Source organism: Agromyces sp. CF514, assembly GCF_900113185.1.
In the GTDB taxonomy this organism is placed as follows: domain Bacteria; phylum Actinomycetota; class Actinomycetes; order Actinomycetales; family Microbacteriaceae; genus Agromyces.
This window is the reverse complement of sequence record NZ_FOZD01000002.1, coordinates 867,388-889,618: the sequence shown is the minus strand read 5'-3', so window position 1 is coordinate 889,618 and position 22,231 is coordinate 867,388. Positions and strand designations below refer to the sequence as shown.

The window sequence follows — 22,231 nt, the reverse complement described above, 5'->3', positions numbered from 1 at the left end:
GCAGGATCCGTCCTCCGCCGGCGCGAATCTCCTCCGCGTGCGCAAGGCGGGCGGTGCGATCCGTTCGCGCTCGAACGGCAGATATGACGAAGGGGCGGATGCCGCCGGCATCCGCCCCTTCGTCGTTCACCGCTGCTGCGGCGAGGGGTGCTTCGTGTCGTGCCTCAGTCGTCGCCGAGGCCCGCGAGCTGCGCCTCTTCGTCGGCCTGGATGGCCGACTCGATGATCGGCTCGAGCGCGCCGTTCATGACCTGGTCGAGGTTGTACGCCTTGTAGCCGGTGCGGTGGTCGGCGATGCGGTTCTCGGGGAAGTTGTAGGTGCGGATGCGCTCGGAGCGATCCATCGAGCGGATCTGCGACTTGCGCGCATCGGATGCCGCAGCGTCGAGCTCCTCCTGCTGGCGCGCGAGGATGCGGGCGCGAAGCACGCGCATCGCCGCCTCTCGGTTCTGCAGCTGCGACTTCTCGTTCTGCATCGACACCACGATGCCGGTGGGCAGGTGGGTGATGCGCACGGCCGAGTCGGTCGTGTTCACCGACTGGCCGCCGGGGCCCGACGAGCGGTACACGTCGATCTTGAGGTCGTTCTGGTTGATCTCGACCTCCTCGGGCTCGTCGACCTCGGGGAAGACGAGCACGCCCGTGGTCGACGTGTGGATGCGGCCCTGCGTCTCGGTGACGGGCACGCGCTGCACGCGGTGCACGCCGCCCTCGTACTTCAGGTGCGCCCAGACGCCCTGGGAGGGATCGGTCGCATTCGACTTGATCGCGACCTGCACGTCCTTGTAGCCGCCGAGGTCGGACTCGTTCTGGTCGAGGAGCTCGACCTTCCAGCCCTTCGACTGCGCGTACTGCATGTACATGCGCAGCAGGTCGCCGGCGAAGAGGGCGCTCTCGGCGCCGCCCTCACCGCCCTTGATCTCCATGATGACGTCGCGGCCGTCGTCTGGGTCGCGCGGGATCAGGAGTCGCCGGAGCTTCTCCTGAGCCTGCGCGAGCTCGGCTTCGAGCGCGGGCACCTCTTCGGCGAACGCGTCGTCCTCTTTCGCGAGTTCGCGTGCGGCCGCCAGGTCTTCCTGCGCCTGATGCCAGGCCGTGTTCGCGGCGACGATGCGGCTGAGCTCGGCGTAGCGCCGGTTCACCTTCTTCGCGCGCGCGGCGTCGGCATGCAGCGCCGGGTCGGCGAGCGCCTCCTGGAGCTCGCCGTGCTCGACGAGCATGCCCTTGACGGATTCGAACACGGATGCCTCAGCGGTGGTCGTGCTCGTTCGCGTGCGACGCGCCGTGGCCGTTGGCCCCGACCGGCATCGACTTCTGCATGAGCATGAGGAACTCGACGTTGGACTGGGTCTCCTTCAGGCGACCCAGCACGGCCTCGAGCGCCGGCTGCTGGTCGAGGCCCGCGAGGGCGCGACGCAGCTTCCAGGTGATCTTGACCTCGTCGGGGCTCAGCAGCATCTCCTCGCGGCGCGTGGACGACGCGTTGACGTCGACCGCCGGGAAGATGCGCTTGTCGGCGAGCTGACGGCTCAGGCGCAGCTCGCTGTTGCCGGTGCCCTTGAACTCCTCGAAGATGACATCGTCCATCTTGGAGCCGGTCTCGACGAGAGCGGTCGCGAGGATCGTGAGCGATCCGCCGTTCTCGATGTTGCGCGCGGCGCCGAAGAAGCGCTTCGGCGGGTACAGGGCCGAGGCGTCGACACCGCCCGACAGGATGCGGCCCGAGGTGGGAGCGGCCAGGTTGTAGGCACGGCCGAGGCGCGTGATCGAGTCGAGCAGCACGACGACGTCGTGGCCGAGCTCGACGAGGCGCTTCGCACGCTCGATGGCGAGCTCGGCGACCGTCGTGTGGTCTTCGGCCGGACGGTCGAAGGTCGAGGCGATGACCTCGCCCTTCACCGTGCGCTGCATGTCGGTGACCTCTTCGGGGCGCTCGTCGACGAGCACGACCATGAGGTGGACCTCCGGGTTGTTGATCGAGATGGCGTTCGCGATCTGCTGCAGCACGATCGTCTTTCCCGCCTTCGGGGGCGCGACGATGAGGCCGCGCTGGCCCTTGCCGATCGGGGCGACGAGGTCGATGATGCGCTGCGTGAGCTTGGTGGGCTCGGTCTCGAGGCGCAGGCGCTCCTGCGGGTACAGCGGCGTCAGCTTCTGGAACTCGACGCGCGCGCCCGACTCCTCGATCGTCTGGCCGTTGACCGAGTCGACCTTGACGAGGGCGTTGTACTTCTGGCGGCTGTTGGACTCGCCGTCGCGCGGCTGCTTGATGGAGCCGACGACCGCGTCGCCCTTGCGCAGGTTGTACTTCTTGACCTGTCCGAGCGAGACGTAGACGTCGCTCGGGCCGGGCAGGTAGCCGGTGGTGCGCACGAACGCGTAGTTGTCGAGCACGTCGAGGATGCCCGCGATGGGCACGAGCACGTCGTCGTCGTTGATCTCGGGCTCGAGCTCGTCGCCGCCGGCCTGGCCGCGACGCTTGCGGTCGCGGTAGCGGTTGCGACGGCCGCCGTCGGCGTCGAGCGGGTCGACGGCGCCGCCGCCGCGGTTCTGCTGACCCTGCTGCTGGCGGTTCTCGCCCTGCTTGGCGTCGGCGTCTGCGCCCTGGCGTTCGCGCTGCTGTCGGCCGCCCTGCTGCTGCTCGTCGCCCTTGCGCGCGTCGGCCTTGCCGGCGTTGCCGCCCTGCTGGCCGTTGCCGTTCGGACGGCCCTGGGTGTCGGCGTCCTTCTGCTCGTCGCCGGTCGCGCGCTCGGCGCGGTCGCGCTCGCCTCCGCGGCGTCCGCGGTTGCGGCTGCGGCCCTGGCGGGGCTGCTCGGCGGGCTGCTCGGCCTCGCCGTCGGCCTGCGTGGTACGACCGGCCTCACCGGTCGCCGCGGCGAGTTCCTCGCGCACGGCAGCGCGGGCGGCCTCGCGAGCCTCGTCGGTGTCGGCGACGGATGCCGCGGGCACGAGCTCGACGCCCGAGGCGCCGGCGTTCGCGTGCTGGGCGGCAGCGGTGGTCGCGCTGGTCGCACGACGGGGCTGACGGCCCTGGCGCGTGCGGGCGGAGGCCGCGGGCGCCTCCGTGGGAGCCGCCTCGACGACGGTCTCGGCGGGCGCCTCGGCCGGGGCCTGCTCGGCTGCCGGAGCCTGCTCGGCGGCTGCCGGAGCCTGCTCGGCGGCTGCCGGGGCCTGCTCGGCGGGCGCCTCGGGCGCGGCCGGAGCGTCGGCCTCGGGCGAGGTCTCGCTCGCCTGGTGCTCGACGATGAGGTCGACGAGGTCGCCCTTGCGGCGCTTGGAGGCGCCGGAGATGCCGAGCGAGGAGGCGAGCTCCTGGAGCTCGGCGACCTTCAGGGCGGAAAGGCGGGTGCGGTTGGCCGCGCTCTGTTCGGCGTGGTCGGGTGCGTTGGTCACTGGGTATGTTCCTTTCCCCTGGTGGCAAGAGCTGCCGACCCAGGAGAGCTGGTCGCCGGCGCGTCAGCGGTCATGCGCGAAGCGCAGACGTGCGCGAGTGCGAAAGCAATGGGATTGCGGGAATTGCACGATGCGACGTTGAACGCAAACGGTGCGTCGCTCGTCGGGTGCGAGTCAATGCTATCACCCGACGAGCGCTGCTCCGACTCGGGACGCGCCTGTGGAGAAGTGAAACGGAGAGCCGGCTCCCCGCGGTCAGTCCGCCGCGGGCGTGACCGTCGCGCCGAGGAAGTCGACCGCGAGCGGCAGCGGCTGCCATGCGGTCTCGGCAGCGCCCTCGACGAGCCTGATGGCCTCGAGCCGTGCGCTCGGATCGCTCGCGAGCACGAGGATCGACGGTCCGGCGCCGGAGACCACCGCCGGGTGGCCCGCCGCACGCAGCTCGCGGATCAGCCGGTCGGTCTCGGGCATCGCCTGCGCACGGTAGTTCTGGTGCAGCTTGTCTTCGGTCGCCTGGAGCAGCAGCTCGGGGCTCTGGATCAGGGCCGCGATGAGCAGCGCCGAACGCGACACGTTGAACACGGCGTCTTCGTGCGGGACCGACTCGGGCTGCAGCGACCGAGCGAGCGCGGTCGACATCTCGTGCTCGGGCACGAGCACGAGCGGCGAGACGCCGCGGTGCACGATGAGCTTCTTGTGCCGCGGGCCCTCGGGGGTGACCCACGCGATCGTGAGCCCGCCGAAGAGGGCCGGCGCGACGTTGTCGGGGTGCCCCTCGAGCTCCGTCGCGATCTCGAGGAGGTCGTCGGCGCTGAAGTCGACGACGCCCTGCAGGAGTCCGGATGCCGCGACCACGCCTGCGACGATCGCCGCACCCGACGAGCCGAGTCCACGGCCGTGCGGGATGCTGTTGTTCGCCACGAGCCGGATGGACGGCAGTTCGACGCCCGCGCGGGCGAACGTGTGCGCGATGGCGCGCACCACGAGGTGCGTCTCGTCGAGCGGCACCTCGCCCTCGCCGACGCCGTGGACCTCGATCTCGTGGGCCGCGGCGTCGATCGCCTCGACGTCGAGCTCGTCGTAGCGCGCGAGCGCGAGCCCGAGGGTGTCGAAGCCGGGGCCCAGGTTCGCGCTCGTGGCGGGCACCTTGACGTGGACACGACGTCCGACGAGGTCGACCGGGTCGGTCGTGGCCTGTGCGGTCGACATGCTCATGAGGTGAGTCCGAGCACCGCGGCGATCTGTGCCGTGTCGACGGGCACGATCGTGGGCTGCACGTCGGAGCCGTCGGCCGTGCGCAGCGCCCACTGGGGGTCCTTCAGGCCGTGGCCCGTGACCGTGAGCACGACGCGCGCGCCTGCGGGGATGACCCCGGCGGCCGAGCGCTCGAGCAGGCCGGCGACCGAGATGGCCGACGCGGGCTCGACGAAGATGCCGACCTCGGCCGAGAGGATGCGCTGCGCCTCGAGGATCTTGTCGTCGTCGATGGCACCGAAGTAGCCGTCGGTCTCGTCGCGCGCCGCGAGGGCGAGCTCCCACGACGCGGGGTTGCCGATGCGGATCGCGCTCGCGATCGTCTCGGGGTTCTTCACGGGCTCGCCGCGCACGATCGGCGCGGAGCCCGAAGCCTGGAAGCCGAACATGCGGGGCATGCGCGTGGCGTTGCCCGCGGCGATGTCTTCACGGTAGCCGCGCGTGTATGCGGTGTAGTTGCCCGCGTTGCCGACTGGGATGAAGTGGAAGTCGGGTGCGTCGCCGTGCGCCTCGACGATCTCGAAGGCCGCCGTCTTCTGCCCCTCGATGCGGTCGTTGTTGACCGAGTTGACGAGGTGCACCGGGTAGTTCGCCGCGAGGTCGCGGGCGATGTCGAGGCAGTCGTCGAAGTTGCCCTGCACCTGCAGCAGCTCGCCGTTGTGGGCGATGGCCTGGCTCAGCTTGCCCATCGCGATCTTGCCCTCGGGCACGAGCACGGCGGCCTTGATGCCCGCGTGCGTCGCGTAGGCGGCGGCCGACGCCGACGTGTTGCCCGTCGAGGCGCAGATGACGACCTTCGCGCCGCGCTCGACGGCCTTCGTGACGGCCATGGTCATGCCGCGGTCCTTGAAGGAGCCGGTCGGGTTCATGCCCTCGTACTTGACCCACACGTCGGCGCCCGTCCGGCGCGAGAGCGCCGGCGCGGGCAGGAGCGGCGTGCCGCCCTCGCCGAGCGTGACGACCGGCGTGGCCTCGGTGACGTCGAGTCGATCGGCGTACTCGCGGATGACGCCGCGCCATTGACGCGAATCGGCCTTGGGGGTGATGGGGGTGTTCACAATGCTCCTTCGACTCGGAGGACGGACGCGACTGATGCGACGACGGGGTTCTCGGCGAGGGAGGTGACGGTCTCGGCGAGCGCGGACTCCGTCGCCTCGTGCGTCCCGATCACCAGCGTAGCCCGCTCGGAGCCTCCGCTCACCGTCTGCTGGAGTTGCTCGACGGACACGCCGTGCTCGCTGAAGACGCGTGCGATGCGCTCGAGCACGCCGGGCTCGTCGACGACCTCGAGCGTGATCGCATAGCGCGTGGTGATGCGGCCGATGTCGAACATCGGCAGCTCGGCGTGCGTGGACTCGGCCATGCCGGGGCCGCCGATGACGTGACGACGGGCGATGGCCACGAGGTCGCCGAGCACGGCCGACGCGGTCTGCACTCCGCCGGCGCCTGCGCCGTAGAACATCAGCGGACCGGCGGCGGATGCCTCGACGAAGACCGCGTTGTTCGCGCCGCGCACCGACGCGAGCGGGTGTTCGCGCGGCACGAGCGCCGGGTACACGCGGGCGGAGACGCCCTCTTCGCCGGTCTCGGCGTCGACGAGGCGCTCGCAGATGGCGAGGAGCTTCACGACGAAGCCCGCGCGACGTGCCGAGTCGACCTGGGCGGCGCTCACCTCGGTGATGCCCTCGCGGTGCACGGCCTCGACGGGCACGTTGGTGTGGAAGGCGATGCTCGCGAGGATCGCCGCCTTCTGCGCGGCGTCGTAGCCGCCGATGTCGGCCGTGGGATCCGCCTCGGCGTAGCCGAGCTCGGTCGCGGTCGCGAGGGCGTCTTCGAGGGAGGCGCCCGTGGTGTCCATGCGGTCGAGGATGAAGTTCGTCGTGCCGTTCACGATGCCGAGGATGCGCTCGACGCGGTCGCCGGCGAGGCTCTCGCGCAGCGGCCGCAGGATCGGGATCGCACCGCCGACGGCGGCCTCGTACGAGAGCTGCGCACCGACCTGCTCGGCTGCGGCGAAGAGCTCGGGGCCGTGGGTCGCGAGCAGGGCCTTGTTGCCGGTGACCACGTCGGCACCCGATGCGATCGCCTGCAGCACGAGCGTGCGCGCCGGCTCGAGGCCGCCCATGAGCTCGATGACGATGTCGGATCCGAGGATGAGCGCGTCGGCATCGGTGGTCAGGAGCTCCCGGGGCAGCTCGACGTCGCGCTTCGCGTCGACGTCGCGCACCGCGATGCCGACGAGCTCGATGCGCGCGCCGATGCGCTGCGCGAGCTCGTCGCCGTGCTCGAGGAGGAGACGGGCGACCTGCGAGCCGACCGAGCCGGCTCCGAGGAGGCCGACTCGGATGGAGCGGTACTCGATCATGCGGTGGTTCCTCCGGTGGAGTTCGGTGCGGAATGCGGGTCGGAGGGCCGCGACGCGAGCCCGGCGTCGCGGGCGAGCAGGTCGTCGACCGTCTCGCCGTGCACGATCACGCGGGCGACCCCGTCGCGCACCGCGACCACTGGCGGGCGCGGCACGTGGTTGTAGTTGTTCGCGAGCGACCAGCAGTAGGCGCCGGTGGCCGCGACGGCGACGAGATCGCCGGGTCCGACATCGTGCGGAAGGTAGTCGGCGTCGACGACGATGTCGCCGGACTCGCAGTGCTTGCCCGCGATGCGCACGAGCGACGCGGGCTCGTCGGAGACCCGGCCGGCGAGGCGCACCGTGTAGTCGGCGCCGTAGAGCGCGGTGCGCGCGTTGTCGCTCATGCCGCCGTCGACCGACACGTAGTGGCGCCAACCGCCGTCGATCGGCACGGGCTTGACGGTGCCGACCGTGTAGAGCGTGACGCCTGCGGGGCCGATGATCGAGCGACCGGGCTCGAAGGCGAGCTTCGGCACGGGCACGTCGTGCGCGCGGCAGGCGTTCGCGACGGCCTCGGCGATGCGCTGCGAGATCGCCTCGATGGGCGTGGGGTCGTCGACGGACGTGTAGGCGATGCCGAATCCGCCGCCGAGGTTGAGTTCGGGCAGCGGCGCGACGCGAGCGAGCTCGGCGTGCGCGGCGAGCAGCCGCTCGGCCGACTCGGCGAACCCGGCGGAGTCGAAGATCTGCGAGCCGATGTGGCAGTGCAGGCCGACGAAGTCGAGCGATGCATGCGATCGGATGCGCGTGCCGAGTTCGACCGCCCGATCGAGCGAGACGCCGAACTTCTGGTCTTCATGGGCGGTGGCGAGGAACTCGTGCGTCGAGGCGTGCACGCCGCTGTTCACGCGAAGGCGCACGCGCTGCCTGCGACCGGCCCGCGCCGCGGCATCCGCGACCCGCTCGATCTCGATCTCGGAGTCGATGATGATCGTGCCCACGCCGGCGCCGACCGCGCGCTCGATCTCGGCGGGCGACTTGTTGTTGCCGTGGAAGCCGATGCGGGCGGGATCGGCTCCGGCCGCGAGGGCGACGGCGAGCTCGCCTCCGCTGCACACGTCGACCGAGAGGCCCTCGCCGGTTACCCAGCGCACGATCTCGCTCGAGAGGAACGCCTTGCCCGCGTAGTAGACGGAGACCGAGGTGCCGACGGATGCCGCGGCGGCCTCGAATGCGGCCAGCAGGCGTCGGGCGCGGGCCCGGGCGTCGGCCTCGTCGACCACGTAGAGCGGGGTGCCGTAGGTCGCCGCGAGCGTCTCGGCGTCGACGCCGCCGACGACGAGCCGGCCGGCGTCGTCGCGATGCGCGCCGATCGGCCAGACCTGCTCGGCGAGCGCGTTGGCATCGGCGGGCGCGTGCAGCCATCCGGGGACTGCGGTGGTCGTTGCCACGGGGAACCTTCGGGGACGTGGTGGATCGTGAGCCTCGCTCGCGGCGAGCGAACCCGGATCGATTCGGCGAAGCCTGCTGCGAACCGCTCTTGTGGAGCGGCCTCCGGCGAGTCTACCGAGTGCTCACGCAGTGGCCGAATCGCGTGACGTCGGCCTCAGTCGCACGTGCCGGTGACCTGCAGCGCCTCTTCGCCGAGCGGCAGATCGCGCGCCTGGAACGAGACGACGGCCCGGTCGGGCGTGATCTCGATGCCCGAGACCTCGGCTCCCTGCGGCAGGTACTTCGCGACGCACACGTCGAGCGGATTGCGGAGCAGGCCAGGCAGGTCGTCGAGCGCCAGCGTGCGGTCGCCGGAGCCGAACTCGACGCCGACGGGCGTCAGCAGCACCGACGTGCCCGCGGCCTCGGCCTCGGCCGTCACGGAGTAGTCGACCTCGATGCCGAGCAGTTGGATCTGGCCCTGGTATCCGACGACGCCGTCTCCGAGCGTGATCTCGCCATCGACGCCAGGCGTGTCGATGAGCGCGTTGAGGGATGCCGCGTCGGCGGTCACGCTGCCCTCGACGAAGTCGACCGTGCCGTCCTGCTGCACGGGCACGCCGTGCGCGACGAGGTGCACGGCGATCGGACTGCCCTCGACCTGCAGGTCGGGGGCGTCGGCGGTGATCTGCCCGATCGAACCCGTGAGCAGCTGGGCGAGCACCGAGAACCCGCCGATCTCGACGTCGACGTCGCCCTGGACCTGCTCGGGGAATGCAGCCTCGGCCTCTGCGGCGATGCGCTGCTCGATGATCGAGCGCGTGACCAGGTCGGCGACCACGAGGAGCGCCGCGACGGCGAGCACGATCGCGCCGGCGATGATCCAGCCTCGGCCCGTTCGGCGTCGTTCCGGGGTCGCCCCGGACGCGGCGGCGTCGGCCGACCCCGCACCCGCGCTCGCGTCCGCGCCCACGGCAGCGGGAACCGCAGCGGCGGGCGCTGCGGCGGCGACTGCGCCGTCGTGGATCACCTCGGTGGGCTGGTGGTCGGCCGACAGGGGCTCGAGCACCGCCGTCGGCTGCAGCTGCTCGTCGGGTGCGGCATCCGCTTCTGGCGCCGGTACTTCGGGCGCCTGCGCTTCGGACGCCTGGCCCGCGACCGCGGCGTCATCGGGCACGCGGCCGCCCGCGGCATCCGTCTCGTCATGACCGTCGCGCGGTGTGCTCACGTGATCCTCCGTGCTCGTGGGGGCCGGCCGTGCGTGCCGGAGCAGCGTACCCGAGTCACATGCGCTCGGGCGCGGAGACTCCCAGCAGGTCGAGGCCGTTGCGGATGACCTGGCCGGTGGCGTCGTTCAGCCACAGGCGCGTGCGATGGAGGTCGCCGATCGGCTCCTCGCCGAGCGGAAGCACACGGCAGTTGTCGTACCAGCGGTGGTACAGGCCCGCCAGCTCCTCGATGTAGCGCGCGACGCGGTGCGGCTCGCGGAGCTCCGCAGCCTGCGCGACGATGCGGGGGAACTCCTGCAGCGCGCCCAGCAGCGCCGACTCGGTCTCGTGCTCGAGCAGCTCGGGCGCGAAGCTCGACCGGTCGACGCCGACGGATGCCGCGTTGCGGTCGACGGCGGAGGTGCGGGCGTGCGCGTACTGCACGTAGAAGACGGGGTTGTCGTTCGTGCGGCGCGTGAGGATCTCGGGGTCGATCGTGAGCGGCGAGTCGGCCGGGTACCGTGCGAGCGTGTAGCGCAGCGCATCGGTGCCGAGCCAGGCCTGGAGGTCGTCGAGCTCGATGATGTTGCCCGCGCGCTTGGAGAGCTTCGCGCCGTTGATCGACACGAGCTGCCCGATGAGCACCTCGATGTCGCGCTCGGGGTCGTCGCCCGCGGCGCCCGCGAGCGCCTTGAGGCGGTGCACGTAGCCGTGGTGGTCGGCGCCGAGCAGGTAGATCTTGTGGCCGAAGCCGCGGTCGCCCTTGTCGAGGTAGTAGGCGGCGTCGGCCGCGAAGTACGTGTAGACGCCGTTGCCGCGGCGGATCACGCGGTCCTTGTCGTCGCCGAAGTCGGTCGTGCGCACCCAGACCGCGTCGTCCTCGTCGTAGACGTGGCCCTGCGCGCGCAGGCGCTCGACGGCCGTGTCGACGTCGGAGAGGCCGTCGTCGTTCTTCGCGTGCAGGCGGCGCTCGCTGGTCCAGACGTCGAAGTGCACGTTGAAGCGCTCGAGCGACTCGCGGATCTCGCCGAGCTGCAACTCGTAGGCGATCTCCTTCGCCGTGTGCAGCGCGATGTCGTCGGCCAGGGCGAGCAGGTTCGGCTCGCGCTCGAGCACCCGGGTCGCGAGATCGGCGATGTAGCTGCCCGGGTAGCCGCCCTCGGGGGTGGGCTCGCCCTTCGCGGCCGCGAGCACCGAGAGCCCGAAGTTGTCCATCTGGTTGCCGGCGTCGTTGATGTAGTACTCGTTCGCGACGTCGGCGCCCGCGGCGCGGAGCACGCGCGAGATCGCATCGCCGAGCGCGGCCCAGCGGGTGTGGCCGATGTGCAGCGGGCCGGTGGGGTTCGCCGAGACGAACTCGAGGTTGATGCGCTCGCCGGCGAGCTTCTCGGTGCGACCGTACGCCGCGCCCGCGTCGACGATCGCCTTCGCGAGCGCGCCTGCGGCTGCGGCGTCGAGGCGCACGTTGATGAAGCCGGGACCGGCGACCTCGGCGCTCGTGACCCCGTCGACGCCCGCGAGGCCCGCCGCGAGCTCGGTCGCGATCTCGCGCGGGTTCGAGCCGAGCGGCTTGGCGAGGCGCATCGCGATGTTCGACGCCCAGTCGCCGTGGTCGCGGTTCTTCGGGCGCTCGAGCAGGATCTGCTCGGGCGAGAGCGCGAGCTCGACCTCGGCGCCGGCTTGCCGACGTCGCTCGACCATGGCGGTCACGAGGTCGAACAGGGCACGCGAGAGGTCGTCGGGAGTCACCCGCAAATCCTACCGTTCGGCGTTGTACAGTCTGTCCATGCCTCGCCCTGCCACGCTCCGCCCCGCCCGCCGACTCCGTTCCGCGCTCGGAGCGACGCTGCTCGTCGCGGCATCCGTGGCCCTGCTCGCGGCGTGCAGTCCGTCGGGCTCCGACCCGACGTCGACGACCGGTCCGAACGCGTCGGGCTCGCCCGCGCCGACCGAGCCGGGCGCCTCGACCGCGCCCACCCCCACCGAGACCGCCGATCCGCCGACGCCGTTCGCGATCGCCTGCGACGCGCTCGTCACGCCCGACCAGCTCTACGCGTTCAACCCGAACTTCGGCGCGGCGCCCGACTACGAGCCCGCTGCGACCACGGTCGTGACCGCTTCGACGGATGCCGCGGGCACCGCGTGCGGATACCTGAACCAGACGAGCGGCGACCTCATCGAGATCGCGGTGGCCACCCCGTCGGCCGACGCGCTCATGGCCTACGCGAACGACGCCGCAGCGAACAGCAACCCCGTGCCCACCTACGGCACCCCGCCCGAGGTCTCCGGCTACTTCGAGCACAGCGGCAGCCACGGACAGGTGCAGGTCTTCACCGGCGACTACTGGGTCGTGGTCGACTCGACCGAGTTCTTCGAACCGGGCGACGCGCAGGGGCTCGTCGCGGCCGTGATCTCGAACCTGCCGACGAGCTGACGCACCACCCGACCCGCAGAGGAGCGACGCATGGCGGCCAACACGCCCGGTACCCCGTCCTGGCTGGGCGCCGTCAACGATCGGGCCGGCCTCTCGGTGCTGCTCGACCACGGGCCGCTCACCCGCAACCGCATCTGCGAGCTCGTCGGCGTCTCCAAGCCGACGGCGTCGCAGATGATGAGCCGCCTGCTGCAGCTCGGCGCCATCGAGGAGCAGGGGCTGCTCGCGGGCTCCGCCGGTCGCGCCGCCGTCGTGTACGCGGCCCGCACCGACCGCCGCGTCGGCGTCGCGCTCGACCTCGACGCGTTCGAGCTGCGGGCCACCGTCGTCGACGCCGCAGGCAGCGAGCGCCCGATGGTGCGCACGCCGCTCCCCCGCGACCCCACCGCGCGCTCCGCGGTCGAGGAGGTGCGCCGGGCCATCGACGCCGCGAGCGAGGCTGCGGGCACCTCGCCCGACGCCGTGCACACCGTGTGCCTCGGGATCCCCGGCTACGTCGACCCGGGCGCCACGGGCGAACTGTTCAGCGAGACGCTCCCCGGCTGGCCCGTGCGGGGGCTCCGCGCGATCCTCGAAGGCGACCTCGGGCGCACCGTGCTCATCGAGAACGACGTCAACCTGGCGGCCCTGGCCGAGCGCGAGTTCGGCGCCGCGGTCGGCAGCGACGTGTTCGCCCTGCTCTGGCTCGGCAACGGCGTCGGCGCTTCGTTCGACGTCGCGGGCGACCTGCACCGCGGCTCGTTCGGCGGGGCGGGCGAGATCGGGTTCCTCCCCGTCTCGGCCGAGGCGGCTGCGCTCGACCCGGCCGCGCGAACCGTGCAGGACCTCGTGGGCGGCCGCGCGGTCGCCCTGCTCGCCCAGCGGCACGGCATCGAGGCCGACGGCTTCCACGCCGCACGCGAGGCGCTCGCCGACCCCGACGCCGCCGACGCGCGACGCGCGGTGTTCGACGACCTCGCCGAACGCGTCGCGCACATCGCGCTGCCCGTCATCGCGACGCTCGATCCCGGGCTGATCGTGCTCGCGGGCCCGACCGCCAACCTCGGCGGCGAGGCGTTCGCGCAGGCGGTGGCCGGCGGCATCCGTCGCATCAGCCGCTGGTACCCCGAGGTGCGTGCGACGAGCGTCGAGGGCGATGCAGTGCTGCGCGGGGCGAGGAGCCTGCTCGGCACCCGGGTGCGCGAGGAACTCCTCGACTCGGTCGCGGCGCTCGGCCGCGCCTGAGCACCCGTCCCGGCCGGCACGCGTGCGGCAGCCGGGCGGCGCCAGCACGGCACCCTCGCGGTGCCGGCGCTGCACCCGCACGGCACCCGCGCGCAGCGGACGACGCCGCTGCGTGGAGTCGGAGCGGCCCCGCAAACGGTGCTAGTGTTGACGGCTGTGCGCCTCCGTAGCTCAGGGGATAGAGCGCCGGTTTCCGGTACCGTAGGTCGGGGGTTCGAATCCCTCCGGGGGCACAGATTCCGTCTTTCCACGACGGTCACCCAACGAAACGACTCGTTCGTTCGTCTCTTCAGGTGACGGCGGATCCGCCGCCGTCGGGAGGAGCCCCGATTGGCCCGCACCTGGGACGCCGTCGCGACGCGACTGGTCGCCGAACGCGGTGACGCGCTCACGCGCTACGCGTATCTGCTGACCGGCGACGCCGACGAGGCCGCCGACCTCGTGCAGGACGCGCTCGTGCGCGCGTTCGGCACCCCGCGGTTCCAGCTCGACCTGCCGCGAGCCGACGCGTACGTGCGCCGGGCGATCCTGAACGCGGTCATCGACCGGTCGCGCCGCGACGGCACCTGGCGTCGCGTGCGGCACCTCGCGGTCGCGCCCGCGGCCGCGGAGGCCGAGTCGGAGCGCATCGACGAACGGCTCGACCTCATGCACCGCATCCGCGCGCTCGCGCCCCGCCAGGCCGCCTGCGTCGTGCTGCGCTACTACGAGGACCTCACGGTCGACCAGGTCGCGGCGACGCTCGGGCTCAGCTCGGGCTCCGTGAAGCGCTACCTGAGCGACGCGCTGCGGGCGCTCTCCTCCTCGATCCGAGCCGCCGACGCGACCGCGTCGCGTCCGGCTCCCACCCGAACGGAGGGCGATCATGTCGCCTGACCCCGACAGCCCGCTGGGCCCCGAAGACATCTCGCGGGCGCTCGCCCGCGAGGCGGATGCCGGCGCGGGCCGCCCCGTCGACCTCGACGCCGTGCTGCGCGCCAGCCGCGCGCAGCGCCACCGCCGGCGACGCGCCGTCGTGGGCGTCACCGCCTCGGTCGCGGGGCTGCTCGTCGTCGGTGCGCTCGCGTTCGGCGTCGGATCCCTCGGCGGAGGCGTGTCGACGACCGCGGGTTCGAGCGCCGATTCTGCCGAGTCCGCCTCCGAACCCGCGAGCGAGGATGCGGGGACCGGCCATGGCCCCGCGTTCGTCGCCCCGCAGGACGGCGAGCAGTTCGGCACCGACGGACTCGTGGTCGGGCCCGACGCGCTGAATCGCTGCGGCGGGCCCGTCGCTCCGGCGACCCGGGCCTCGGACGGCCCGCTCACGGCCGCCGTGCTCACCCCGATCGACCCCGTTGCCCCCGGCGAGCAGGGCGTGGTGCGGGTGCGCGTCTCGAACACGGGCACGGCGGTGGTCGAGGGATCCGTTCGCGAGGAGCCGTCGATCACGGTGTCGGATGCCGGGACGACCGTGTGGCATCCGGCGGCCTCGATCGGCGACGGGGTCGTGCCCGTGCAGCTCGCGCCCGGCGAGCACGTCGACCTCCAGGGCGGGTTCGCCGCGGCATCCTGCACCGCGGCCGACGAACAGGACGGCACGATCGCGGCCGCACTCCCCCCGCTCGCGCCGGGCGCGTACGAGCTGTCGGCGGTCGTGTCGTTCATCGCCTCGGCCGGCGACGATGCGACGTTCGTGGTCTCCCCGACCGTCCCGCTGACCGTCCGCTGAGAGCACGGCGGCGCGGCATGGACGGCGTCGGCGGGTGCCCATAGACTCGGATCCGGTCCGTTCCCGGGGTCTGGAAGGCATTGGTGCATGACGTCGAACCGTCGTAGTCCGGCGATCATCGCGAGCATGCTCGGGGTCGCGTTCGCCTTCGCGGGAGCCGCTCCGGCATGGGCCGAGACGCCCGTGGAGTTCGGGCAGAGCCCGATCGTCGACACGGTCGGCGCGCTCGACGGGCGCACCGACGACGTGCTCGCCGCCATCGAGAAGACCTACGACGACACGGGCCGCCAGCTCTTCGTCGCGTACGTGAGCGAGTTCGAGGACCCCGAGCAGGCCGACACCTGGGCCAACGACACCGCGGTCGCCAACAACATGGGCGACGAGGACTACCTGCTCGCCGTCGCGGTCGACGGCCGCGCGTACGACCTCTCCGTCGCCGACAACGCGTCGATCACCGACGACGAGCTCGATCGCATCCGCGCCGAGGTCATCGAGCCGCTGCTGCACGACGAGGACTGGGCCGGCGCCGCCATCGCCGCGGCCGAGGCCCTCGACACCGACGGTTCCGGCGGCTCGGGCTGGGGCTGGGTCTGGTTCCTCGTCGCGGCGGCCGCGATCGTCGCCGTCATCGCGATCGTGCTCGCCCGGCGCCGCAAGGGCGGCCGAACGGATGCGACGGGCAGCGAGACCGGTGCTCCCCCGGTGCCGCTCGACGACCTCCGCCGCACGGCCGGGTCGGCGCTCGTGCAGGCCGACGACGCCATGAAGACGAGCGAGGAGGAACTCGGCTTCGCCACGGCCTCCTATGGCGACGACGCGACGTCGACGTTCCGTGCTGCGCTGGCCGAGGCGAAGGCGAAGGTCGCAGAGGCGTTCGGGCTGCAGCAGCGCCTCGACGACGACACGCCCGACACCGATGCCGAGCGCCGCGCCGCCTACGAGGGCATCATCCGGCTCACGGGCGAGGCCGACGCGCTGCTCGACGCCCAGGCCGAGGCGTTCGACGCCCTCCGCGACCTCGAGCGCAACGCGCCGGCCGAACTCGAGCGCGTCGCCGCCGAGGCCGCGACGGCCGAGGCCGCGATCGCGCCGGCTGCCGAGCGCCTGCGCGCGCTCGGACAGGCCTACGCGGCATCCGCGCTCGCCGCCGTCGCCGACAACCCGGCGCAGGCGACCTCGCGCCTCGCGTTCGCGACCGAGGCGCTCGCACGAGCCCGCGACGCGCTCGCGGCGGCGCAGACCGCCGATGCGGCCGTCGCGATCCGGGCCGCCGAGGAGTCGGCAGACCAGGCCGTGCTGCTCACGGGCGCCGTCGGCCGCCTCGCCGCCGACCTGGCGCAGGCCGATCGCGCGGTCGAGGCCGGCGTCGCCGATCTCGAGGCCGACGTGGTCGCCGCGCGGCCGCTGGGCGGCGACGCCGCGCAGGTGGCCGAGCGCACCGCGGCCGTCGCATCCGAGCTGCGGGCCGGCGCCGGCGCCGGCGGTCGCGACCCGCTCGCCGCGGTCGCCCGCCTCACGCAGGCCAACCAGGAGATCGACGCCGTCATCGCGGGCGCCCGCGCGGCGGCAGAGCAAGCAGCCAGGGCCGAAGCACTGCGAGAACGCGCCGTCGGCAGCGCCCGCGTGCAGGTGCAGACCGCCGAGGACTACCTCGTCGCGCGCCGCGGCGCGGTGGGCACCGAGGCCCGCACGAGGCTCGCATCGGCCGCGCAACTCCTGCAGCAGGCGCAGACCAGCACCGATGCCGCCGTCGCGGTCGAGTCCGCGCAGCGCGCCGAACGCCTCGCCGCCGAGGCGCTCTCGCTCGCCCGCAACGACGTCGAGGGCTTCGGCGGCGGGTTCGGCGGCATGGGCGTCCCCGGCGCGACCGGCGACGCGGCGCGCGGCGGCTCGGGCGGCGACCTCATGGGCGCCGTGCTCGGAGGCATCCTCATCGACTCCATGCTCGGCGGCGGGCGCGGGCGCTCCGGCTCGTCCGGCGGGTTCGGCGGATTCGGCGGCGGCTCGGCCGGCGGCGGGTTCGGGGGCGGCCGTTCCGGCGGCGGCCGTTCGGCCGGCAGCTTCGGCGGAAGCTCCACACGCGGCCGACGCGGGGGCGGAGGCCGATTCTGAGCCTCCTCGATCCTCCTTCGCCCACGCAGGCGCCGCCACATCGGTCGCCGAGCGCGACGAGACGAACCACCACACACGTGCAGTACCTGACGATCACCTGACGAAAGGAACACCATGACCAAGCAGTCCATCTTCGGGAGGATCTCCACCCTCCTGCGCGCGAACGTCAACGCGCTCATCGACCAGGCCGAAGACCCGCAGAAGATGCTCGACCAGATGGTGCGCGACTTCACGAACAGCATCGCCGATGCCGAGGCGGCGATCGCCGAGACCATCGGCAACCTGCGCCTGCTCGAAGACGACCACCGCGAAGACGTCGAGGCCGCCCGCACGTGGGGCGAGAAGGCGATCGCCGCCAGCCGCAAGGGCGACGAGCTGCGCGCCGCGGGCGACGCCGCGGGTGCCGACAAGTTCGACAACCTCGCCAAGGTCGCGCTCGGTCGCCAGATCTCGTCCGAGAACGAGGCCAAGACCGCCGAGCCGCAGATCGCCTCGCAGACCCAGGTCGTCGAGCAGCTGAAGTCCGGCCTCAACGGCATGAAGGAGAAGCTGGTCCAGCTAAAGAACAAGCGGTCCGAGCTGCTGGCCCGCGCGAAGACCGCCGAGGCCCAGCGCCAGGTGCACGACGCCGTGAAGTCGATCGACATCCTCGACCCGACGAGCGAACTCGGCCGCTTCGAGGAGAAGATCCGCCGCGAGGAGGCCGTCGTGCGCGGACAGGCCGAACTCGCGGCCTCGAGCCTCGACGCCCAGTTCAACGAGCTCGACGACCTGGGCGAGCTCACCGAGGTCGACGCCCGCCTCGCCGCGCTCAAGTCCGGCGGCAGCCAGGGCGCGATCTCGGGCTGATCTCCTCACGACCCGTCCGCGGCGGGGTCGATCGCGTCTGCGATCGACCCCGCCGCGGTCGTTCGGGCCGACTCCGCTCGCGCAGCCGCCGCCGATCGCGGGATACTTGGCTCATGCCCGCTACCTTCGTCGTCGTCCCGCTCTGGCAGGGCTCCGTCTCCTCCCGCGCGATGAGCCTCGCCGACGGCGCCGCAGCGATCCTCGGAGACCTCCCGGCGGCCGCCACCGTCAGCGTCGAGGTGCCGATCGAGGCCGGAGAGGCGCTCGGAACCGGCATCCGCCGGTACAGCGCGGTGCGACGCACCCGCGAGCGCACCGAAGAGGCCCTCGCCGGCATCGCCGGCACCGCGATCACCGTCGGCGGCGACTGCGGTGTCGCGCTGCCCGGCGTCGCGCACGCGGCCAGGCGGTGGAGCGGCGAACTGACCGTGCTCTGGCTCGACGCCCATCCCGACCTGAACACGCCGGACTCCTCGCCGTCGGGCGGCTTCGGCGGCATGGCCCTGCGACACATCGCCGGCGAGGGCGCCGACGGGCTCGCACTCGACGGCGAGAGCCGCGTCGCCCCCGATCGGCTCGTGCTCGGCGGCGTGCGCGCGATCGACGCCGAGGAGCACCGCTTCATCGAGGAGCACGGCATCGACGTGCTCACCGTCGAGGACCTCTCCGACCCGACCGTGGTCATCGCATCACTCGAGGCCACCGGCGCCTCGCGCGTCTTCGTGCACATCGACCTCGACGTGCTCGATCCCTCGGCGCTGGCCGGGTTGTCGTACCCCATGCCGTTCGGCGTCGACGCGACGACGCTCGTCGCACTCGTGAAGGCCGTCGTCGACCGGTTCCCGCTCGCCGGGGCCGCGATCACCGGCTTCGCGCCCAGCTCCCCCGAGGCCGCCGACGACGACCTCCCCACGATCCTCCGGCTGCTCGGAGCGCTCGCGAGCGGGGCGCCGGCCGAGGGGCGCGACGGCGACCCCGCGGCATCCGCACCCGCCGCGCTCTGACACCCGAGCACGGCCGACCGCCAGACGACCGCCGCCGAAGGTCGACGAGCCGTAGGAGCTCGACGAGCCGAAGGAGCTCGACGGGCCGTACGAGCCCGACAGGCCTTACCAACCCGACGAGCCCGACGAGCCCGACGAGCCCATGGCATCGGACCCGCCTGGGCGCAAGGGGTGCCCCCAGCCCATGCCGCTGCCTAGGCTTGGGCCACGGGCGCCGCACGGGCGCGAGAGGAGACCGATGCAACGCGAAGTCGATGTCGTCGTACTCGGCGCCGGACCGGTGGGCGAGAACATCGCCGACCGGGTGCGCGCCGCCGGACTCGAAGTGGTGGTCGTCGAGCACGAGCTCGTCGGCGGCGAGTGCTCGTACTGGGCGTGCGTGCCCTCGAAGGTGCTCCTGCGCGGCGCGGCCGCACTGCGTGCTGCGAAGCGGGTTCCGGGCGCCGCCGAGGCCGTCACCGGCGACCTCGACGTCGAGGCCCTGCTCCGCCGACGCGACTACTGGGTCTCCGACTGGAGCGACGACGGCGCGGCCGGATGGCTCGAGAGCGCGGGCATCGGGCTGGAGCGCGGCCACGGGCGGCTCGACGGGCTCCGCCGCGTCGTCGTGACGCGCGACGTCCTCGACGGGGGCGACGGCGCCGAATCCGTGACGCTCATCGCACGGCACGCCGTCGTGGTCTCGACGGGCAGCGACCCCGTGATCCCGCCGATCCGAGGTCTCGCCGAGGCCTCGCCGTGGACGAACCGCGAGGCCACGAGCGTCGAACGCGTGCCCGCCAGGCTCGCGATCATCGGCGGGGGCGTGGTCGCCTGCGAGATGGCGACCGCGTACGCCGGATTCGGCACCGACGTCACCGTGCTGGCACGCAGCGGGCTGCTCGGCGGCATGGAGCCGTTCGTCGGCGAGGCCGTTGCCGCCGGCATCCGCTCGCTCGGTGCCACGGTGCGCACCGGGGTGCAGACCACGGCCGTCGAGCGCACCGACGACGGCGAGGTCGTGCTCACGCTCGACGACGGGTCGACCGTGGTCGCCGACGAGGTGCTCGTCGCGACCGGCCGCAAGCCCCGCACCGACGCCATCGGACTCGAGACGATCGGGCTCGAGCCGGGCGACTGGCTGCGCGTGGACGATGCGATGCAGGTCGAGGGCCTCGAGGCCGCCGGGTCGGGCACGGACGGCGACGCCGACGGCGGAGCTCCCTGGCTGTACGCCGCGGGCGACGTGAACCACCGCGCCCTGCTCACCCACCAGGGCAAGTACCAGGGGCGCGCGGTCGGCGACCTCGTCTCGGCACGCGCCACGGGGCATCCGGTCGATATCGGAGCATGGGGCGTGCACGCCGCCACCGCCGATCACGCCGCGGTCCCGCAGGTCGTGTTCGCCGAACCCGAGGCCGTCGCGGTGGGCCTCACCGAGGCGCAGGCCCGGCAGGCGGGTCGCGGGGTGCGCACCGCAGAGGTCGACATGACCTCGGCGAGCGGAGCCGGCATCCTGGCCGACGGGTACGAGGGCCGGGCGAAGCTCGTGATCGACGCCGACCGGGGCACGGTGATCGGCGCGACGTTCACCGGCCAGGACGTCGCCGAACTGCTGCATGCGGCGACCGTCGCGATCGTCGGCGAGGTGCCGGTCGACCGCCTCTGGCACGCGGTGCCGGCCTTCCCGACCATGAGCGAGGTCTGGCTGCGACTGCTCGAGGACCTCGGCCGTCCCGAGGCGAAGGCATGAGCGGGCGCACCCTCCGCCTGACCGATTCACCGATCAGCCGGGCCGGGTTCTGGTGGGCGACGTGCGTCGGCTTCGTGTGGGGCACGCTCTGGAGCACGGGCCGCGTCGAACGCCGCAACGGCCTCCTCGTCTTCACGGGAATGCCAGCCTGGACCTTCGGACGCGGCGGCTCGTGCGTCGGCGCCTGCTACCTCACGAACCGCAACGACTCCGACACGGTGCTCGGCCACGAGGCGGTGCACAAGCAGCAGTGGCTGAAGTACGGCATGCTGCTGCCGTTCCTGTACCTGCTGGCGGGGCGCGATCCGCTGCGGAACCGCTTCGAGATCGAGGCGGGGCTCGAGGCCGGCGGCTACCTGCCGAAGCGACGACGGCGATCGGATGCCGCTCGGCAGGCGACCTGAGCGACGCCCGCCGCACGACGAAGGCCGGTGCCCCCGACTGGGAGCACCGGCCTTCGACCACATCGCGACTACTCGGCGAGCGCGCCGGCGATCGAGTCGACGAGCGCGGGCATGCCGGTCGGCCACGTGAAGCTGAGGGCGGTGGGGGGCGAGACCGACGACACCGTCACCGGGTCGTAGACCTGCGCGACCCGCCCGGCCTTGACCGCGGGGATCGCCTGCGTCTCGGGCTTCGTGAGCAGCGTCGCGGCGGTCGCCTCGTCGGACGAGTAGTTGATGATGACGTCGGCGTCGAGCTTGTCGAGCTGCTCGTAGCTGAGTTCGTAGAAGAAGCCGCCGTCGCTCGTGTCGAGCTCGGCGACGCTCGGAGCGACCTCGAGCCCGAGCTCGGTGAGGATGCCGATGCGGGGATCGGCGGCGGTGTAAACGTAGACCATGCCGTCGCCGTCCCAGATGCCTGCGACGGTCTTGCCCTCGAACTCGGGGTGGGCGGCGGCCTGCTCGGCGAGGGTGTCGTCGATGTCGGCGAGCACCTGCTCGCCCTCGGCCTCACGGCCGAGCGCCTTCGCGGTGATCGAGATGGTGTCGTCCCAGTCGGTCGTCCAAGGGGCTTCGGGATAGGCGACGACCGGGGCGATGTCGCTCAGCGTGTCGTACTGCTCCTCGGTCAGGCCCGAGTACGGGGCGACGATCAGGTCGGGAGCCGCCTCGATGAACTCCTCGTAGGGGATGGTCGCGCCGCCCTCGTCGTCGTTGATGACGACGGGGTGCTCGACGCCGGCGTCGTCGTACGCCGCCTCGACCCACGGCAGGAGGTTGCCCTCGCCGACGGTCCAGCTCTGCTCGGCGACCGCGACCGGGTACACGCCGACCGCGATCGCAGCTTCGGTGGAGCCCCAGCCCCACGTGGCGACGCGCTCGGGAGCCGCCTCGACGACGGTCTCGCCGAACGCGTGCTCGATCGTGATCGGGAAGCCGGTGCCAACGGCCGCGTCGGGGGCCGACGTGGGCTCTTCGGTCGTGCCCGAGGCACAGGCGGTCAGGGTCAGTGCCGTGGCGGCGAGGCCGGCCAGGGCGATGAGCGGACGTCGAAGACGCACGGAGAACTCCTCGTTCGATGAGTGGGGATAA

At 72.6% G+C, this 22,231-nt stretch carries 18 protein-coding genes and 1 tRNA gene; 10 read left to right on the top strand and 9 right to left on the bottom strand.

What is annotated here, in order from left to right; all coding sequences use genetic code 11:
• Nucleotides 1-164: 164 nt before the first annotated feature.
• The 8 genes from prfA to BM342_RS16800 form a co-directional block, all read right to left on the bottom strand.
• On the bottom strand, nucleotides 165-1,241 hold the full coding sequence (prfA, locus tag BM342_RS16835; RefSeq protein WP_092968182.1) for a peptide chain release factor 1: 1,077 nt from the start codon (nucleotides 1,239-1,241) through the stop codon (nucleotides 165-167).
• Nucleotides 1,242-1,248: 7 nt separating this feature from the next.
• On the bottom strand, nucleotides 1,249-3,393 hold the full coding sequence (gene rho / locus BM342_RS16830; protein WP_092968180.1) for a transcription termination factor Rho: 2,145 nt from the start codon (nucleotides 3,391-3,393) through the stop codon (nucleotides 1,249-1,251).
• Between the two features lie 255 nt (nucleotides 3,394-3,648).
• Nucleotides 3,649-4,608, bottom strand: coding sequence for a homoserine kinase (gene thrB, locus BM342_RS16825; RefSeq protein WP_092968178.1), 960 nt, complete (start codon nucleotides 4,606-4,608; stop codon nucleotides 3,649-3,651).
• Complete coding sequence (thrC, locus tag BM342_RS16820; protein WP_255368883.1) at nucleotides 4,605-5,705, bottom strand: threonine synthase; 1,101 nt, start codon at nucleotides 5,703-5,705, stop codon at nucleotides 4,605-4,607. The genes thrB and thrC overlap by 4 nt, the downstream gene beginning before the upstream one ends.
• The gene (locus BM342_RS16815) at nucleotides 5,702-7,012 is read right to left on the bottom strand and encodes a homoserine dehydrogenase (RefSeq protein WP_092968176.1); all 1,311 of its coding nucleotides are present in this window, start codon (nucleotides 7,010-7,012) and stop codon (nucleotides 5,702-5,704) included. Before BM342_RS16815 ends, thrC begins: the two co-directional genes overlap by 4 nt.
• Nucleotides 7,009-8,445, bottom strand: a complete 1,437-nt coding sequence (lysA, locus tag BM342_RS16810; RefSeq protein WP_092968174.1) for a diaminopimelate decarboxylase — start codon at nucleotides 8,443-8,445, stop codon at nucleotides 7,009-7,011. Before lysA ends, BM342_RS16815 begins: the two co-directional genes overlap by 4 nt.
• 155 nt (nucleotides 8,446-8,600) lie before the next feature.
• Nucleotides 8,601-9,653, bottom strand: coding sequence for an LmeA family phospholipid-binding protein (locus tag BM342_RS16805; RefSeq protein WP_177232232.1), 1,053 nt, complete (start codon nucleotides 9,651-9,653; stop codon nucleotides 8,601-8,603).
• Between the two features lie 55 nt (nucleotides 9,654-9,708).
• The gene (locus BM342_RS16800; protein WP_092968170.1) at nucleotides 9,709-11,382 is read right to left on the bottom strand and encodes an arginine--tRNA ligase; all 1,674 of its coding nucleotides are present in this window, start codon (nucleotides 11,380-11,382) and stop codon (nucleotides 9,709-9,711) included.
• Between the two features lie 37 nt (nucleotides 11,383-11,419).
• On the opposite strand from BM342_RS16800, the gene BM342_RS16795 reads away from it, so the two are divergent.
• The 10 genes from BM342_RS16795 (at nucleotide 11,420) to BM342_RS16750 (ending at nucleotide 21,100) form a co-directional block, all read left to right on the top strand.
• On the top strand, nucleotides 11,420-12,067 hold the full coding sequence (locus BM342_RS16795) for a hypothetical protein (RefSeq protein ID WP_092968168.1): 648 nt from the start codon (nucleotides 11,420-11,422) through the stop codon (nucleotides 12,065-12,067).
• Between the two features lie 30 nt (nucleotides 12,068-12,097).
• A complete protein-coding gene (locus tag BM342_RS16790; RefSeq protein ID WP_092968166.1) occupies nucleotides 12,098-13,291 on the top strand; it encodes an ROK family transcriptional regulator in 1,194 nt (397 codons plus the stop codon).
• A 160-nt stretch (nucleotides 13,292-13,451) separates the two neighbouring features.
• Nucleotides 13,452-13,524, top strand: a tRNA-Arg gene (locus BM342_RS16785).
• 97 nt (nucleotides 13,525-13,621) lie between these two features.
• Nucleotides 13,622-14,167: a sigma-70 family RNA polymerase sigma factor gene (locus BM342_RS16780; RefSeq protein WP_092968164.1), complete on the top strand. Its 546-nt coding sequence runs from the start codon at nucleotides 13,622-13,624 to the stop codon at nucleotides 14,165-14,167.
• Nucleotides 14,157-14,999 carry a hypothetical protein gene (locus tag BM342_RS16775; RefSeq protein WP_092968162.1) on the top strand — a complete coding sequence of 281 codons (843 nt, stop codon included), beginning with the start codon at nucleotides 14,157-14,159 and terminating at the stop codon, nucleotides 14,997-14,999. The genes BM342_RS16780 and BM342_RS16775 overlap by 11 nt, the downstream gene beginning before the upstream one ends.
• An 87-nt stretch (nucleotides 15,000-15,086) precedes the next feature.
• Nucleotides 15,087-17,111, top strand: a complete 2,025-nt coding sequence (locus tag BM342_RS16770) for a TPM domain-containing protein (RefSeq protein ID WP_092968160.1) — start codon at nucleotides 15,087-15,089, stop codon at nucleotides 17,109-17,111.
• Nucleotides 17,112-17,225: 114 nt separating this feature from the next.
• Nucleotides 17,226-17,960 (top strand): PspA/IM30 family protein, encoded by a 735-nt coding sequence (locus BM342_RS16765; protein ID WP_092968158.1) that lies wholly within the window; start codon nucleotides 17,226-17,228, stop codon nucleotides 17,958-17,960.
• 113 nt (nucleotides 17,961-18,073) lie between these two features.
• Nucleotides 18,074-18,964 (top strand): arginase family protein, encoded by an 891-nt coding sequence (locus tag BM342_RS16760; protein WP_092968156.1) that lies wholly within the window; start codon nucleotides 18,074-18,076, stop codon nucleotides 18,962-18,964.
• 238 nt (nucleotides 18,965-19,202) lie between these two features.
• Nucleotides 19,203-20,696 carry a dihydrolipoyl dehydrogenase family protein gene (locus tag BM342_RS16755; RefSeq protein ID WP_092968154.1) on the top strand — a complete coding sequence of 498 codons (1,494 nt, stop codon included), beginning with the start codon at nucleotides 19,203-19,205 and terminating at the stop codon, nucleotides 20,694-20,696.
• Nucleotides 20,693-21,100, top strand: a complete 408-nt coding sequence (locus BM342_RS16750; RefSeq protein WP_092968152.1) for a Fe-S oxidoreductase — start codon at nucleotides 20,693-20,695, stop codon at nucleotides 21,098-21,100. Before BM342_RS16755 ends, BM342_RS16750 begins: the two co-directional genes overlap by 4 nt.
• A 68-nt stretch (nucleotides 21,101-21,168) precedes the next feature.
• Here BM342_RS16750 and BM342_RS16745 read toward each other — a convergent pair whose 3' ends face one another.
• Nucleotides 21,169-22,200 (bottom strand): iron-siderophore ABC transporter substrate-binding protein, encoded by a 1,032-nt coding sequence (locus tag BM342_RS16745; protein ID WP_092968150.1) that lies wholly within the window; start codon nucleotides 22,198-22,200, stop codon nucleotides 21,169-21,171.
• Nucleotides 22,201-22,231 lie beyond the last annotated feature (31 nt).

Coding starts and splice junctions, on each gene's coding strand:
- BM342_RS16760 (WP_092968156.1), top strand. CDS start 18,074: ATGCCCGCTACCTTCGTCGTCGTCCCGCTCTGGCAGGGCTCCGTCTCC.
- BM342_RS16790 (WP_092968166.1), top strand. CDS start 12,098: ATGGCGGCCAACACGCCCGGTACCCCGTCCTGGCTGGGCGCCGTCAAC.
- BM342_RS16755 (WP_092968154.1), top strand. CDS start 19,203: ATGCAACGCGAAGTCGATGTCGTCGTACTCGGCGCCGGACCGGTGGGC.
- BM342_RS16750 (WP_092968152.1), top strand. CDS start 20,693: ATGAGCGGGCGCACCCTCCGCCTGACCGATTCACCGATCAGCCGGGCC.
- BM342_RS16795 (WP_092968168.1), top strand. CDS start 11,420: ATGCCTCGCCCTGCCACGCTCCGCCCCGCCCGCCGACTCCGTTCCGCG.
- thrB (WP_092968178.1), bottom strand. CDS start 4,608: ATGAGCATGTCGACCGCACAGGCCACGACCGACCCGGTCGACCTCGTC.
- BM342_RS16775 (WP_092968162.1), top strand. CDS start 14,157: ATGTCGCCTGACCCCGACAGCCCGCTGGGCCCCGAAGACATCTCGCGG.
- BM342_RS16815 (WP_092968176.1), bottom strand. CDS start 7,012: ATGATCGAGTACCGCTCCATCCGAGTCGGCCTCCTCGGAGCCGGCTCG.
- BM342_RS16765 (WP_092968158.1), top strand. CDS start 17,226: ATGACCAAGCAGTCCATCTTCGGGAGGATCTCCACCCTCCTGCGCGCG.
- BM342_RS16770 (WP_092968160.1), top strand. CDS start 15,087: ATGACGTCGAACCGTCGTAGTCCGGCGATCATCGCGAGCATGCTCGGG.